Annotated in this window: 7 protein-coding genes and 1 tRNA gene; 1 reads left to right on the forward strand and 7 read right to left on the reverse strand. The window is 69.9% G+C overall.

The window, feature by feature from the left end; translation table 11 throughout:
• Positions 1–146: 146 nt before the first annotated feature.
• The 4 genes from ACFYXM_RS25575 to ACFYXM_RS25590 form a co-directional block, all read right to left on the reverse strand.
• Complete coding sequence (locus tag ACFYXM_RS25575) at positions 147–950, reverse strand: helix-turn-helix domain-containing protein (protein ID WP_389292665.1); 804 nt, start codon at positions 948–950, stop codon at positions 147–149.
• 204 nt (positions 951–1,154) lie between these two features.
• A complete protein-coding gene (locus tag ACFYXM_RS25580; RefSeq protein WP_389292667.1) occupies positions 1,155–3,965 on the reverse strand; it encodes a DNA translocase FtsK in 2,811 nt (936 codons plus the stop codon).
• Positions 3,966–4,386: 421 nt separating this feature from the next.
• Positions 4,387–5,064: a two-component system response regulator gene (locus ACFYXM_RS25585; protein WP_389292669.1), complete on the reverse strand. Its 678-nt coding sequence runs from the start codon at positions 5,062–5,064 to the stop codon at positions 4,387–4,389.
• A 241-nt stretch (positions 5,065–5,305) separates the two neighbouring features.
• Positions 5,306–10,762, reverse strand: coding sequence for a HAMP domain-containing protein (locus tag ACFYXM_RS25590; protein ID WP_389292671.1), 5,457 nt, complete (start codon positions 10,760–10,762; stop codon positions 5,306–5,308).
• A 693-nt stretch (positions 10,763–11,455) separates the two neighbouring features.
• Here ACFYXM_RS25590 and ACFYXM_RS25595 point away from each other — a divergent pair.
• Positions 11,456–14,083 carry a SpoIIE family protein phosphatase gene (locus tag ACFYXM_RS25595; RefSeq protein ID WP_389292673.1) on the forward strand — a complete coding sequence of 876 codons (2,628 nt, stop codon included), beginning with the start codon at positions 11,456–11,458 and terminating at the stop codon, positions 14,081–14,083.
• Positions 14,084–14,168: 85 nt separating this feature from the next.
• On the opposite strand, the gene ACFYXM_RS25600 is transcribed toward ACFYXM_RS25595, so the two are convergent.
• The 3 genes from ACFYXM_RS25600 to ACFYXM_RS25610 form a co-directional block, all read right to left on the reverse strand.
• Positions 14,169–15,314 carry an RNA polymerase sigma factor gene (locus ACFYXM_RS25600; protein ID WP_389292674.1) on the reverse strand — a complete coding sequence of 382 codons (1,146 nt, stop codon included), beginning with the start codon at positions 15,312–15,314 and terminating at the stop codon, positions 14,169–14,171.
• Positions 15,315–15,320: 6 nt separating this feature from the next.
• The gene (locus ACFYXM_RS25605; RefSeq protein ID WP_389292675.1) at positions 15,321–15,728 is read right to left on the reverse strand and encodes a YciI family protein; all 408 of its coding nucleotides are present in this window, start codon (positions 15,726–15,728) and stop codon (positions 15,321–15,323) included.
• A gap of 222 nt (positions 15,729–15,950) precedes the next feature.
• Positions 15,951–16,023 (reverse strand) — tRNA-Thr (locus ACFYXM_RS25610).
• Positions 16,024–16,351: the final 328 nt, after the last annotated feature.

Raw genomic sequence — 16,351 nt, forward strand, 5'->3', positions numbered from 1 at the left:
GGCTCAAGACTACTTTGTCCCGGCACATGCCCTGCCGTGCAGGGTTCCCTCGTCGTTGCCTCGTCACGTCCGGTGACGAGAGCGGCGGGTGCCCGGCACGGTCGCCGGGCACCCGCCGCCTCCGTGGAGCCGTCCGGGGCCGTACGTCAGCCGACCGCCGGGTCGCCCTTCGTGTACGAGAGCCGCTCGACCTGGCCCGGCTGGAACTTGTCCTCGACCTTCTTGCCGTTCACGTAGAGCTCGATGGACCCGGCGTCACCGAGGACGAGGTCGACCCGCTCCTGATCCTGGAAGGTCTTGGACTGGCCCTGGAGCAGCAGGCCGTCGAAGAGCAGCCGGCCGTTGTGGTCCTTGGCGGAGATCCAGCTCTTGCCCTGGCTGGCGCTGAGCTTCACCGTCACCTTGTCCCGGGGGGCCGCGGCGATGGCGCTGTCGGAGGTCTCCGGCTTGGGGTCCGCGGACTTGCCGCCCTTGGGCCGGGGGCTCTCCGTGTTGGCGGTCGCCCCCTCCGCGACCTGCGTGGTCGTGGGTGTGTCGTTGTTGCCGCCCTTGACGACCGTGAAGCCGACGAAGCCCACCACGACGACGATCGCCGCGACCATGGCGGCCGTCCAGTTGGGGCGGCGGGGTTCGGACCGGATGCGCTCGGCCTCGAACAGCGGGGCCGCGGACGTGGGTGCCGGGCGGCCGCCGTGCTCGTCGTCGTACTGCGCGACCAGGGGTTCCGGATCGATGTGGACGGCGCGTGCCAGCGCGCGGATGTGGCCGCGCGCGTACACGTCGCCGCCGCAGCGGGAGAAGTCGTCCTCTTCGATCGCGTGCACGATGGGGATGCGCACCCGCGTGGACGTACTGATTTCTTCGACCGTGAGACCTGCGGCGATACGAGCCTGCTGAAGCACTCGACCGATCGAAGGCCGGTCGTCTTCGGGGGAGTTGCCGATGGACACGGGGGCGCCTTTCGAGCGTGAGCCACCTGCTGGATGTTCAGTCTAGGGGGGGTACGAAAGAGTGGGGCAACCGGGAGGAAGGACTTTGTACGCCATCGGACTCGAACGCGTTCGGACCCGCCGAGCAGCCCCGGGAAGGACCATCCTGCCGTCCCTCCCCTCAACTTGACGTACGACCCGACGAAACGGTTGCCCGCACTTCACCTACGAGGCGGGTTCCCCGCGGATCAGCGCCAACACGCCGTCCAGCTCGTCGGGTTTCACCAGGACGTCGCGGGCCTTGGAACCCTCGCTCGGTCCCACGATGTTCCGCGACTCCATCAGGTCCATGAGCCGGCCCGCCTTGGCGAAGCCGACCCTCAGCTTGCGCTGGAGCATCGAGGTGGACCCGAACTGGGTGGACACGACCAGCTCGGCGGCCTGGCAGAGCAGGTCCAGGTCGTCGCCGATGTCCTCGTCGATCTCCTTCTTCTTGCCGGTGCCGACCACCACGTCGTCGCGGAAGACCGGCGTCATCTGATCCTTGCAGTGCCGGACGACGGCCGCGACCTCGTCCTCGGTGACGAAGGCCCCCTGCATCCGGGTGGGCTTGTTGGCCCCCATCGGCAGGAACAGCCCGTCGCCCTTCCCGATGAGCTTCTCGGCACCGGGCTGGTCGAGGATGACCCGGCTGTCGGCCAGCGACGACGTCGCGAAGGCGAGCCGTGAGGGCACGTTCGCCTTGATCAGGCCCGTGACGACGTCGACCGAGGGCCGCTGGGTGGCGAGCACCAGATGGATCCCCGCGGCGCGGGCCAGCTGGGTGATGCGGACGATGGCGTCCTCCACGTCGCGCGGGGCGACCATCATCAGGTCGGCGAGCTCGTCGACGATCACCAGCAGGTACGGGTACGGCGAGAGCTCGCGCTCGCTGCCCTCCGGCGGCTTGACCTTGCCGTCTCGCACGGCCTGGTTGAAGTCGTCGATGTGCCGGTAGCCGAAGGCGGCGAGGTCGTCGTACCGGAGGTCCATCTCCCGCACGACCCACTGGAGGGCCTCGGCGGCCCGCTTGGGGTTGGTGATGATCGGCGTGATCAGGTGCGGGATGCCCTCGTACGCGGTCAGCTCGACGCGCTTGGGGTCGACGAGCACCATGCGGACGTCCTCCGGGGTCGCCCGCACCATGATCGAGGTGATCAGACAGTTGATGCAGGACGACTTGCCGGACCCGGTGGCACCGGCCACCAGCACGTGCGGCATCTTCGCCAGGTTGGCCATCACATAGCCGCCCTCGACGTCCTTGCCGAGCGCGACCAGCATCGGGTGGTCGTCCTCGGCGGCGTCGGCGAGACGCAGCACGTCGCCGAGGTTGACCATCTCGCGGTCGCTGTTGGGGATCTCGATGCCCACCGCCGACTTCCCCGGGATCGGGGAGATGATCCGGACGTCCGGGCTGGCGACGGCGTACGCGATGTTCTTGGCGAGGGCGGTGATCCGCTCGACCTTCACGGCGGGGCCGAGCTCCACCTCGTAGCGGGTGACCGTCGGGCCCCGGGTGAAGCCGGTGACCGCGGCGTCGACCTTGAACTCGGTGAAGACGTTCGTCAGGGCCGCGACGATCGCGTCGTTGGCGGCGCTGCGGGTCTTGCCGGGCCCACCGCGTTCCAGCAGGTCGAGCGAGGGCAGCGCGTAGGTGATGTCGCCGGACAGCCGGAGCTGCTCGGCGCGGGCCGGCAGCGGTTCGGACTGCGACCGGTCGGGCGCGGGCTTCGTCAGGTCGGGCACGCTGCCCGACGGCACCGGGGACTTCGCCTGCTTCCCTCCCCCGGCGGCGGGCTCGCTCTCCCGGGCGCCCGGGACCGGCGGCGCCGGGCGTTCACGGTCGACGGAGACGCCCTGGGTGAGGTCGGCGACGATCGGCGAGGGCGGCATGCCGTTGAGCACGGCCCCGTCGAGCGCGGCGGCGGCCGCCGCGGCGACGTCCACCGCGTCCATGGTGCGGTTCATCGCGGGCTGCGCGGAGGGCCTGCGGGGGCCGCGGCGCCGGGAGAGCGCCTCGGCCTCCGCCTGTTCGGGTTCGTACTCCCCGGAGGTCTCAGGACGGCGTGCGGAGGAACGTCGGGAGCGGGCGGGCAGGGCCTCGCGCCACTGCTCCTCGTAGCGCTCGTCGTCGTTCTCCTCGTCCTCCGCGGGATCGTACGGCGGATCCAGGACGCCCAGCTTGGTGCCGAGCAGGCGCAGCCGTTGCGGAATGGCGTTGACCGGGGTGGCGGTGACGACGAGCAGCCCGAAGACGGTGAGAAGGAGGAGCAGCGGTACGGCGAGGACCTCGCCCATGGTGTAGATCAACGGCTTGGAAGCGGCCCAGCCGATGAGCCCGCCCGCGTCCTGCATCGCCGTCGTGCCGTCTCCCCGACCGGGCGATCCGCACGCGATGTGGACCTGTCCCAGCACGCCGACGACCAGGGCGGAGAGTCCGATGACGATGCGGCCGTTGGCCTCGGGCCGCTCCGGGTGGCGGATCAGCCGTACGGCGATGGTGCCGAGCAGTATCGGCACGAGCAGATCGAGCCGCCCGAAGGCCCCGGTGACGAGCATCTCGACGAGGTCGCCGACGGGACCGCGCAGGTTGGACCAGGTGCCCGCGGCGACGACGAGCGCCAGGCCGAGCAGGAGCAGGGCGATGCCGTCCTTGCGGTGCGCGGGATCGAGTCCCCTGGCGCCGCGTCCCAGGCCGCGGAACATCGCGCCGACGGCGTGCGCGGCACCGAGCCAGACGGCGCGCGCCAGGCGGTACACGCCACTGGTGGGCGACGGTGCCGGGCGCGGTGCGGCCGGCCTCCTCGCCGCCTTCTTGGCAGGTGCCTTCTTCGCAGGCGCCTTCTTCGAGGGCGCGCTCTTCTTTGCTGCGGGCTTCTTGGCGGGCGCGGCTTTCTTGGCCGGCGCGGCCTTCTTGACGGGCCCCGCGGTACGGCCGACGCGCTTCGCGGTGCCCGCCGTGCCCTGGGAACCCTTGCCGGACGTACGTGAGGCCATGATGCCGAGGTTACCGGTGCCGACGGCCGTGAACACGTGCGCCTGCCGCTTCACCCGACCGTGTCGCCGGGCGGAGACCGGAAACTGACACGTCCTCACGCCACCGCACGACCGGACGCACCTGGTGACGGGCCGTCGGGGAGGCGGAATGGAGCGGCGGTTGGGCGAACGTCCGGACCATCGCCCGTGTCCCGGCCGGGAATCGACCCGCGCCCCGTTGCCCCGGTGTCCAGTGCCGTGACCGGCAAGGTTTGCCCGGAAGAAGCGTCGTCCGGTGCGTGCGATCGCAAGGCGGCCGAAAGCTCTCGGATGGGTCCTCCCCTGCTCGAACGAAGCCGAGAGCTCGGGGAAGTGCCGGACGACACGACGCGCTTGTCCTACGACGTGGGCATGCTTCCCACAGCCCGTCGGGGCCGGCCCGCTACGAGGGAAGGGCGGCCGTTCCGCTGCCGGTGCCCGGCTCCAGCGCGTCGAGCGCCCGGCGCAGACCGGTCAGTTTGCGCTCCAGATGGGCGGCGGTGGCCACGGCCGCGGCGTCCGCCGACTCGTCGTCGAGCTGCTTGGAGAGCGCTTCGGCCTGCTCCTCCACGGCGGCGAGCCGCGCCGAGAGCTCGGCCAGCAGCCCGGCGGGCTCCCCGTCCAGGCCGGCACCTCCCTCGGCGTCGCCCTCCAGCTGGAGCCGCAGCAGCGCCGCCTGCTCGCGCAGCTTGCAGTTCTTCGTGTACAGCTCGACGAAGACCGAGACCTTCGCCCGGAGCACCCATGGGTCGAACGGCTTCGAGATGTAGTCCACCGCGCCCGCCGCGTAGCCCCTGAAGGTGTGATGCGGTCCGTGATTGATCGCGGTGAGGAAGATGATCGGGATGTCCCGGGTCCGTTCCCGCCGCTTGATGTGCGCCGCGGTTTCGAAACCGTCCATCCCAGGCATCTGGACGTCCAGCAGAATGACCGCGAAGTCGTCCGTGAGCAGCGCTTTGAGCGCTTCCTCCCCTGACGATGCCCGTACCAGTGTCTGATCGAGCGCAGAGAGGATGGCCTCCAGCGCCAGCAGATTCTCCGGCCGGTCATCGACCAGGAGGATCTTGGCCTTCTGCACCATGGCCCGTCCTCCTCGCCCCGGAATTGCACCGGGCGCCGCCCCAGGGGACGACTCCCTTACGCCGTCCGTCCTTGTGCCGGTCATGGTAGCCGCACCCTGCCCGTCACCACACCCTGTCACCGCGATGTCACTGTGCACACACCGAAAACGCGGCAGGCGGCGGGAAGGTTCCCGCCGCACCCCCTCCCGCGCCACGAGCAGAGTCGATCTTGAAATCGCGGCAATTCACTCTGCCCGATGATCACTCTCCGCGCATCCACTGCTCCATTACGGAAAGGAGATGATCAGGATCAACCGGCTTGGTGACATAGTCGGAAGCACCGGATTCGATCGCCTTTTCCCGGTCGCCCTTCATGGCCTTCGCGGTCAGCGCGACGATGGGCAGCCCGGCGAACTGCGGCATCCGGCGGATCGCCGCCGTCGTGGCATAGCCGTCCATCTCCGGCATCATGATGTCCATCAGCACGACCGTCACATCGTCGTGCTGCTCCAGGACTTCGATGCCGACACGGCCGTTCTCGGCGTACAGCACCGACAGACCGTGCTGCTCCAGCACGCTGGTGAGCGCGAAGACGTTGCGGATGTCGTCGTCGACGATCAGCACCTTCTCCCCGTGGAACCGGAACGTCCTGCGGACCTGCGTCTCCTCCCGGACGCTCGGAGCCCACGACTCCTGCCCGGTGGCCGTGGCCGAGGCGCGGGACGGCAGCGCGGGCTGCCGCCCCGTGCCGCCCAGCGCCTTGTGACGGTGCCGGACCGGTCCGGCGGCCCCCGGAGCGGTCTGGACACCGCCGGAACCGGCCGGATCGTGCTCGGCGGTCATCGGCTCGGCACCCGGTGCGATCTCCGGGAGCGGCACCTCCTCGGCCGCCGCTCCCGGCACCTCGGCGTCCTCCGGACCGTTCTGCGGGAAGCCCTGCGGCAGCAACTCGCTCGGGTGCAGCGGCAGGTACAACGTGAACGTCGAGCCGCGGCCCGGCTCGCTCGCCGCGTGGATCTCGCCGCCCAGCAGCCGGGCGATCTCCCGGCTGATGGACAGCCCCAGCCCCGTGCCGCCGTACTTGCGGCTGGTCGTGCCGTCCGCCTGCTTGAACGCCTCGAAGATCACCAGCATCTTGCTCGCCGCGATCCCGATGCCGGTGTCGGTGACCGAGAAGGCGATCAGGTCGGCATCGGCGTCGCGCAGCGAACCGGCCTCCAGCAGCTGCTCGCGGATGGCGTGCGGCACGTCGTCGGCGGCGAGCCGGATGACCAGTTCGACCGCCCCGCTGTCGGTGAACTTCACCGCATTGGAAAGGAGGTTGCGCAGCACCTGGAGCAGGCGTTGTTCGTCCGTGTGCAGCGTCGCGGGCAGTTCCGGGGAGACCCGTACGGAGAAATCGAGCCCCTTCTCCGCGGTGAGCGGCCGGAACGTCGCCTCCACGTAGTCGACCAGCTGGACCAGCGCGATCCGGGTCGGACTGACGTCCATCTTGCCCGCCTCGACCTTCGTGAGATCGAGGATGTCGTTGATCAGCTGAAGCAGATCGGAACCGGCCCCGTGGATCGTCTCGGCGAACTCCACCTGCTTCGGCGAGAGATTGCCCTCCGCGTTGTCCGCGAGCAACTTGGCGAGAATGAGCAGCGAGTTGAGCGGAGTGCGCAGCTCGTGCGACATGTTCGCCAGGAACTCGGACTTGTAACGCATGGAGACCGCGAGCTGTTCGGCGCGTTCCTCCAGGACCTGCCGGGCGTCCTCGATCTCGGTGTTCTTGACCTCGATGTCGCGGTTCTGCTGGGCCAGCAGCTCGGCCTTTTCCTCCAGTTCGGTATTGGACGCCTCAAGGGCCTTCTGCCGGTTCTCCAGCTCCTTGGAACGGTCCCGCAATTGCTGGGCCAGTTCCTGCGACTGCTCGAGGAGCTTCTCGGTCTTCGTATTGACGCTGATGGTGTTGACGCTCGTCGCGATCATTTCGGCGAGCTGGTTGAGGAAGTCCCGCTGGATCTGTGTGAACGGCTGGAACGAGGCCAGTTCGATCACGCCGAGGACCTTGCCCTCGAAAAGCACCGGCAGCACGATCACATGCGCGGGAGGTGCCTCGCCGAGCCCGGAGGAGATCTTCAGATACCCCGGCGGAACGTTGTCCACCTGAATGGTCCGCTTCTCCTCCGCCGCCGTCCCGATCAGCGTCTCACCGGGACGGAAGGAGGTCGGCATCGTCCCGGCCGAGTACCCGTAGCTGCCTCTCATGCGCAGCTCGTACGAACCGTCCTGGTCGCCGTCCACCCCCACCGTGTCGGTGTCCCCTGTCGACATGGCCAGGAAGAACGCGCCGTGCTGCGCGGAGACCACCGGCGTCAGCTCACTCATGATCAGCGAGGCCACGTCGTCCAGATCGCGCCGGCCCTGCATCAGGCCGGAGATCCGCGCGAGGTTGCCCTTGAGCCAGTCCTGTTCCTTGTTGGTGGCCGTGGTGTCGCGCAGGTTGGCGATCATCGTATTGATGTTGTCCTGCAGCGCCTGGATCTCACCGGCCGCGTCCACGTCGACCTTGAGGTTGAGATCGCCCCGGGTCACGGCGGTGGCGACCGCCGCGATGGCCCGGACCTGGCGGGTGAGGTTGCCGGCCATCTCGTTCACCGACTCGGTGAGATCGCGCCAGGTTCCGTCGACGTCCCGGACGCGCGCCTGACCGCCCAGCTGACCCTCCGTACCCACCTCGCGGGCCACCCGGGTCACCTGCTCGGCGAACGAGGACAGCTGGTCGACCATCGTGTTGATGGTGTCCTTGAGCTCCAGGATCTCGCCGCGCGCGTCGATGTCGATCTTCTTCGTGAGGTCGCCCTTGGCGATGGCCGTGGTCACCGCGGCGATCTGGCGCACCTGGCCGGTCAGATTGGACGCCATCGAGTTCACCGACTCGGTGAGGTCCTTCCACGTGCCGGACACCCCCGGCACGCGCGCCTGGCCGCCCAGCTCGCCCTCCGTGCCCACCTCGCGGGCCACCCGCGTCACCTCGTCGGCGAACGAGGACAGCGTCGTCACCATCGTGTTGACGGTGTCGGCGAGTTCGGCGACCTCGCCGCGCGCCTCGACGGTGACCTTCTTCGTCAGATCCCCGTTGGCGACCGCGGACGACACCCGGGAGATGTTCCGCACCTGGCTGGTCAGATTGTTGGCCATCAGGTTGACGTTGTCGCTGAGGTCCTTCCAGATGCCGGTGGCACCGCGCACCCGCGCCTGCCCGCCGAGGATGCCCTCCGTGCCCACCTCACGCGCCACCCGCGTCACCTCGTCGGCGAAGTTGAGCAGTTGGTCGACCATGGTGTTGACGGTCGTGACCAGTTCGAGGATCTCGCCCTTGGCGTCGACCGTGATCTTCTTGGAGAGGTCGCCGTTGGCGACCGCGGTGGTCACCTCGGCGATGTTGCGGACCTGGAGGGTCAGGTTGTTCGCCATGCCGTTGACGGACTGGGTGAGGTCCTTCCACGTACCGGACACGCCCTGCACCTCGGCCTGGCCGCCGAGGATGCCCTCCGTACCCACCTCGCGGGCGACCCGCGTCACCTGCTCGGCGAAGTTCGAGAGCTGGTCCACCATCGTGTTCAGGGTGTTCTTCAGCTCGAGGATCTCGCCGCGCGCGTCCACGTCGATCTTCTGAGACAGGTCGCCCCGCGCCACCGCCGTGGCGACCTGGGCGATGCTGCGGACCTGGTCGGTGAGATTGCCGGCCATGCCGTTCACCGAGTCGGTCAGATCGCGCCACACACCGGCCACCCCGGGCACCTGGGCCTGCCCGCCGAGCCGCCCGTCCGTGCCCACCTCGCGGGCCACCCGGGTCACCTGGTCGGCGAAGGCGGAGAGCTGGTCGACCATCGTGTTGATGGTGTTCTTCAGCTCCAGGATCTCGCCGCGCGCGTCCACGTCGATCTTCTGAGACAGGTCGCCCCGCGCCACCGCCGTCGTCACCTGGGCGATCTCACGGACCTGGGACGTCAGGTTCCCGGCCATGAAGTTGACGGAGTCCGTGAGCTCCTTCCAGGTGCCGGAGACGCCGTCGACCCGTGCCTGACCGCCCAGCCGGCCCTCCGTGCCCACGTCCCGCGCCATCCGCGTGACCTGGTCGGCGAAGGACGAGAGCTGCGCCACCATCGTGTTGACGGTGTTCTTCAGCTCCAGCATCTCGCCCGCGACGTCGACCGTGACCTTCTGCGACAGGTCCCCGTTCGCGACGGCGGTCGTCACCTGCGCGATGTCGCGCACCTGACCCGTCAGGTTCCGGAAGGCGGTGTTCACCGAATCGGTGAGGTCCTTCCACGTGCCCGCCGCGCCCGGCACCTCGGCCTGGCCGCCCAGCCTGCCCTCGACGCCGACCTCCCGCGCCACCCGCGTCACTTCCGAACCGAAGGACTGCAGCTGGTCGACCATCGTGTTGACGGTGTTCTTCAGCTCCAGCATCTCGCCGGCCACGTCGACCGTGACCTTCTGCGACAGGTCGCCGCTGGCCACCGCCGTGGTCACCTGCGCGATGTCCCGCACCTGCGTCGTCAGATTGCGGAAGACCGTGTTCACCGAATCGGTGAGGTCCTTCCAGGTCCCGGCGGCCCCCGGCACCTGCGCCTGCCCGCCGAGCAGCCCTTCGCCGCCGATCTCGCTCGCCACCCGCGTCACTTCGTCCGCGAAGGTCCGCAGCGTCTCGGTCATCTGGTTGATGGTCTCGGCCAGCTGCGCGACCTCGCCGCGCGCGCTCACCCTCACCTTCTGCGACAGGTCACCGTTGGCGACGGCCATGGTCACCTCGGCGATCCCCCGCACCTGGGAGGTCAGGTTCCCCGCCATCGTGTTGACGGAGTCGGTGAGGTCCTTCCACACACCGGCGACGCCGGGCACCTGCGCCTGCCCGCCCAGCTCGCCCTCCGTGCCCACCTCGCGGGCGACCCGCGTCACCTCGGAGGAGAACGACGACAGCTGGTCGACCATCGTGTTCACGGTGTTCTTCAGCTGGAGCATCTCACCGGCCACGTGGACGGTGACCTTCCGCGACAGATCCCCCTTGGCAACCGCCGTCGTGACCAGGGCGATGTCCCGCACCTGGGCGGTCAGCCGGTACGCCATGGTGTTCACGGAGTCCGTGAGGTCCTTCCACGACCCGGACATCCCGCGCACCTGGGCCTGCCCGCCCAGCTTGCCCTCGGTCCCCACCTCGACCGCCACCCTGGTGACCTGCTCGGTGAACGCCGAGAGCTGGTCGACCAGGTTGTTGACCGTACGGGCGACCTTCAGGAACTCGCCGCGCAGCGGCCGTACCGCCCCGTCGGCCGTGTACGACCGCAGCTCCATCCGCTGTTCGAGATCGCCGTCGGCCACCGCCGCCAGCACCCGCCCGACCTCCGAGACCGGGCGGGCCAGATCGTCGACCAGTTCGTTGGAGGCGTCGATGGCGGCGGCCCAGGACCCCTCGCAGGCGCCCGTCTCCAGCCGCTCGGTGAGCTTCCCCTCCCGCCCGACCACGCGCCGCACCCGGGCCAGCTCCCCGGTGAGGTGGAGATTGCGGTCGGCGACCTCGTTGAACAGCGCCGCGATCTCCGCCATCACGCCGTCCCCGGAGACGGTCAGGCGCCGGCGGAAGTTCCCGTCGCGCATCGCCACCAGTCCGGCCTGCAGTCTGTTGAGCGCCGCCGCGTCGACCTCGATGGTGCCATTGCGCTGTTTCTTCACGGACTGTCCGCCTTGTGTGCGCGTTGCTGATCCCCGCGCCGCCACGCCAGACTCCACCGTGTCCCTCCCGCAGGGGTTGACCGTTTCGCTCGGGTCCTGTCTGGGAGCTTGCCCAGATCCTCTTTGGCTCACCGCCACTGCCCACCGTCGAGGGGTGACCATGCGGACGTCAAATCGTTGAAACGTACCAGGGCCGACCCGATCGGAGTGCGACCTCCACCGGTTGTCACCACGGCCCCGTCGAGAAGTCCGGACTTGTCCGCCCACTTGCCCGATCCTGGCCGTTCCTGCGCGAAGTCGGACCTCATGTACCGGGCACCGGGACCGAGCGTCTAGCCTGGCTGGTGCTGTGGCCGTGAAGATTCGCCGGACGCCACGTGCCGGTGAGCCTTCCCGGCCACAGCACGACGGCAGGTCCTGGGTCCTGTCTTCACAGTGGCGTCGTTCGGCCGGAGGCCGGGCCGTGCGGCGTCCGGTGCTTCCCCGAGTTCTCGGCTTCGCTCGAACAGGGGAGACCCCATTGACCGCAAGGCGGAGGACCGTCCGCGTACCGGACGTACGAGGACGACTCCGACAACGCGGCGAGTGTGCGTGCCGGGCATCGCACGGCAGGCGGCAGTTCGACGACAGGACCTTGGCGAATCGAAACGGCGAGAAACGGGCACAGGACTCGGGGAAGCGACGAGACATCACATGGGGAGTGCTGTGATCACCGCGCGCGCGGCAGCCACCTTCGACCCGGTCGGGCGCTCGGTCGCTGCGGCCCGCGCCTTCGTCCGGGACACCCTCCAGGGTTGGGGGTACACGGACGTCGTCGACGACGCGGTCGTCCTCACCAGCGAACTCGTGACGAATGCCGTGGTCCACGCCGGCACCGCCGCGGACGTGCTCTGTCTGCGCACGGAGGACGGCGTCCGGATCGAGGTCTCCGACCACTATCCGGAGCGAGAGGTCCCGCTCAGGCGCCCGGGCCCGGATCACACGGGCCCGGACCGTGAGAACGGCCGGGGACTGCTGCTCTGCGCGGCACTGGCCTCCCGGTGGGGCGTCGAGTACTCCCCCACCCACAAGCACGTCTGGTTCCAGCTGGACCTGCCCGAGCGACCGGTCGGCATCCGCTCCGCCGGCCCGCAGCTCCCGGTCGGCCTGCTCCCGGTCGCCGACGAACGGGTACGAGTGGCCGTCGTCCAGACCGACAGCACCGGTTGCGTCACCGCCTGGAACGAGGACGCCACGTTCCTCTTCGGCTACGCCCCCGACCAGGTCCTCGGCAAACAACTCACCGACTTCACGGCGTGGCCGCAGACACCGGGCACCAACACCGGCATCGCCGAAGCCCTGCGGCTGTCGCGCTGGGAGGGCAGCTACGGCATCCGGGGCGCCGACGGCCGCACCATCCCTGTCTACGCCTCCCACCTGCGGGTCCGCGATCCGCACGGCGATCCGTCCACCGTCTGTCTGCTGGTGCGGGACTACGAACGCGCCGTCCTCCAGTCTCCGCCCCGCACCCCGGTCTCCGACACGAACGCCGAGAACCGCAAGGCGGACCCGTTCGAGATCTTCATCGGCTCCCCGGCCCCCGACGACCTCGACGGCCTGCTCCAGCGCACGGTCGAGCGGGCACGCGACATGCTCGACGCCGATTCGGCGTTCCTGCTGCTCGCCACGGACGACGAGACGGAACTGGAGGTGCGGGCCACGACGGGCCTGCCCTCCGCCCGCCAGCGTTTCGCCCGCGTTCCGGTGGAGGCCGGAACAGGACGTTACGGCTCCGCCCGGATGCCCGCCGTCCACGAGGACCTGGACACGCTTCCCGGGGCCGTCCCGCTGCTCGCGGGCACGGGCATGCGCTCCGTCGTCACCGTGCCGCTCAAGGTCGAGGGGCGTCTGACGGGCTCGTTGGGCGTCGCCGCGGAGGCCGCGGGCCGGTACACCAACGAGGAGGCTCTGCGTCTGCAGTTCGCCGCGGACCGCATCGCGCTGGCCGTCGAGTCGGCCCGGCTGGGCGAGCTGGAGCGCCTGCGCCGCGGTTCGCTGTCCTTCCTCGTCGAGGCGTCCGACCTGCTCGCGGGCACCCTGGACCGGGACCAGACCCTGGCGCTGATGGCACAGATGACGGTCCCCACCCTGGCCACCTGGTGCGCCGTCTACACGATCGCCGACCAGTCCTCGGACCCGTACCTCTCCTATGTGCTGCACGAGGACGAGGAACGCATCGACGAGCTCAAGGCCCTGCTCTCCAGGATCGCCCCGCCGGACCCCGTGCCGACCCCCGGCGCCCGCGTCTGGCACGCCCCGTCCGAGGCGGCCCATCAGGCGGCCCTGCGTACCTCGATGCGCTCGCTCGGCCTGTCCGAACCCGGCGGTCCGGGCCCCGGCATCGGTACGACGCTCGTCACCGCGGCGGCGGTGGGCGGCGAGACCGTGGTCCTGCCGCTCGTCGCCCGGAACCGCGTCATCGGCATGCTCACGCTCGGAAAGCCCGCGGACGACCACTTCCGCCAGGAGAGCCTGGAACTGGCCGAGGACCTGTCCCGGCGTGCCGCGCTCGCCCTGGACAACGCCCGGCTCTACTCGGAGCGCACGGCGATCAGCCAGTCGCTCCAGCGGAGTCTGCTGCCGCCTGAACTGCCCGAGGTCCCCAATGTCGAGATCGAGGTCATCTACCGCGCGGCGGGCGAGGGCAACGAGGTCGGCGGCGACTTCTACGACGTGTTCCCGATCCGCGACGGCGCGTACGGTTTCGCCATCGGCGATGTCTGCGGTACGGGCCCGCAGGCCGCGGCCGTCACGGGCCTCGCCCGTCACGCCCTGCGCCTCCTCGCCCGCGAGGGCTTCGGCGGCCCGGCGGTCCTGGAGCGCCTCAACGCCGCGATCCTGGACGAGGGCGCCCGCAGCCGCTTCCTGACGCTCCTTTACGGCGAGCTGTGGCCCCAGGAGGACGGCAGCGCTCTCCTGAAGGTGGTCTGCGCGGGTCACCCTCTGCCGCTGCGCCTGCGCCAGGACGGCTCCGTCAAGGCCGCGGCCGAGCCGCAGCCCCTGCTGGGCGTCATGGAGGACCTCGCCCTGTACGAGCAGACAGTGACGCTCGCTCCGGGCGATGTCCTGCTGTGCGTGACGGACGGCGTCACGGAACGCCGTGAGGGCACCCGCATGCTCGGCGACGACGGTCTGGCCGACGTCCTCGCCACGTGTACGGGACTGACGGCCGGCGCGGTGGCGGCACGCATCCTGCGGGCCGTCGAGCGCTTCGCCGCCGAACCGGCCTCCGACGACATGGCCATCCTCGCCATGCGCGTCCCCGAACCGCCCACCGCCTGAACGCACTCCACGATCCGGGCACTTCAGCACGGGCGGGGTCGGCCGCGGGGCCGCACCAGTGCCGCGAGGGTCCGTGCATACCCCGTCAGCGACGCCGACGGGCGTTGAGCCGGGCGGCCTGGCGCGTCAGGTGATCGCGCTCGGCGAGGTCGACAGCCTTGCGGGCCGCCTCGGCGTACAGACGCGCCGCCGTGGCCAGGTCTCCGTCGCGCTCATGGAGGTACGCCGCCGCCGCGGTGTGGCGGGGCAGTGAATCGTCCAGCGGCGCGAGCGCCGCCAGGCCGGCGCGCGCTCCGTCGGCCTCACCGACGGCCACCGCGCGATTGAGCCGGACGACCGGACTGTCGGTCAGGCGCGCGAGTTCGTCGTACCACTCGACGATCTGCACCCAGTCGGTCTCCGCGGCGGTGGGCGCGTCGGCGTGGAGTGCCGCGATGGCGGCCTGGGCCTGGAACTCTCCCAGCCGGTCACGGGCGAGGGCGGCCTGAAGGATCCCGATGCCCTCGGCGATCGTTCCGGTGTCCCACCGGCCTCGGTCCTGCTCGGCGAGCGGCACCAGGCTCCCGTCGGGCGCGGTCCGGGCTGCGCGCCGGGCGTGGTGGAGCAGCATGAGGGCGAGCAGCCCCGCCGCCTCGGGGTGGTCGACCCGGGCCGCGAGCTGCCGGGTGAGCCGGATGGCCTCGGCGGCCAGGTCGACGTCGCCGGAGTAGCCCTCGTTGAAGACGAGGTAGAGGACGCGCAGCACGGTGGCGACATCGCCGGGCTGATCGAACCGCACGCCGGAGACGGTGCGTTTGGCCCGGCTGATGCGCTGCGCCATGGTCGCCTCGGGCACCAGGTAGGCCCGGGCGATCTGGCGGGTGGTCAGCCCGCCGACGGCGCGCAGCGTGAGCGCGACCGCGGACGACGGCGTCAGCGACGGGTGGGCGCACAGGAAATAGAGCTGGAGCGTGTCGTCCACCGCGGGCGCGGGCCCGGGCGCCGGCTCCTCGTCGACGACGTTCTCACGCCGACGGCGGGCGGCATCCGCCCGGGTCGCGTCGAGGAACCTGCGCCAGGCGACGGTGACCAGCCACCCCTTCGGGTCCCGAGGTGGGTCGGCCGGCCAGACGCGGACCGCCTCGACCAGGGCGTCCTGCACGGCGTCCTCGGCCGCCGCGAAGTCGGCTCCGCGGCGGACGAGGATCCCGAGCACGCTCGGCGTAAGGCTCCGGAGCAAGCTCTCGTTCATCCGGAGTCACTCCGTGATGATGGGCGGCGCGGCCAGGAACGGACGCACCTCCAGCCATTCATGAATCGGCTTCCCGCCGGCTCCGAGGGCGGCCGACAGTTCCCCCGCCAGCTCGATGGCACGCTCGTAGCTGTCGACGTCGATCACCATCCAGCCGGCGATGAGGTCCTTGGTCTCGGCGAACGGGCCGTCGGTGACCGGCGGACGCCCCTCGCCGTCATACCGGACGAACGTCCCCTCGGGGGCGAGCGCCTGGCCGTCGACGAACTCGCCGGTCGCTTCGAGCCGGGTCGCGAAGTCATGCATGTACTGCACGTGGGCCGAGATCTCCTCAGGCGTCCACTGGTCCATGGGCACGTCGTTGACCGCGGCCGGAGCGCCTCGGTAGTGCTTGAGCAGCAGGTACTTGGCCATCGTGTCTCTCCTCGGTGCTGATGCGACCCATTGTGGTCGCGTTCATCGGGGAGACGGAGCCGGTCACGGGTTCTCGACATCCCTGCCCGGACTTTTTTGGCCCGCGTGGAAGAACCCGTGCATGCCATGGCGGGCGGCACGTCACGCCCTGTCCCTCAGTGAGTGAACCCGGTACCGAACATGCGAGAGGCCCTCGCCGAATGGCGAGGGCCTCTCCTTCTGAGCCCCAATGCGGAATCGAACCGCAGACCTTCTCCTTACCATGGAGACGCTCTACCGACTGAGCTATTGGGGCCTACTGCGCTGTGGCAACGATGTAATCATACCCTGAACTCAGGGATGCTCAGAACCACTGGCCACAGAAGGCTCTGACGCCTTCTCACCCTTCCCGCTGGCTGCCGGAGGCTGTGTCCCCCTGCCTCCAGCCCGTGCCGACTCCTCCGGCTGCGGTGCCGCGGGCCCGAGCGAGGCGGACCGAGCAGGCCAGATACTGAACCTGCCTTGAACGCGAGAAAGCCCCGCACCCTTAGGGTGCGGGGCTTCCCCACAAAAACTGTTCGGCGGCGACCTACTCTCCCACAGGGTCCCCCCTGCAGTACCATCGGCGCTGAAAGGCTTAGCTT

This window comes from Streptomyces sp. NPDC002476, from assembly GCF_042889785.1.
In the GTDB taxonomy this organism is placed as follows: domain Bacteria; phylum Actinomycetota; class Actinomycetes; order Streptomycetales; family Streptomycetaceae; genus Streptomyces.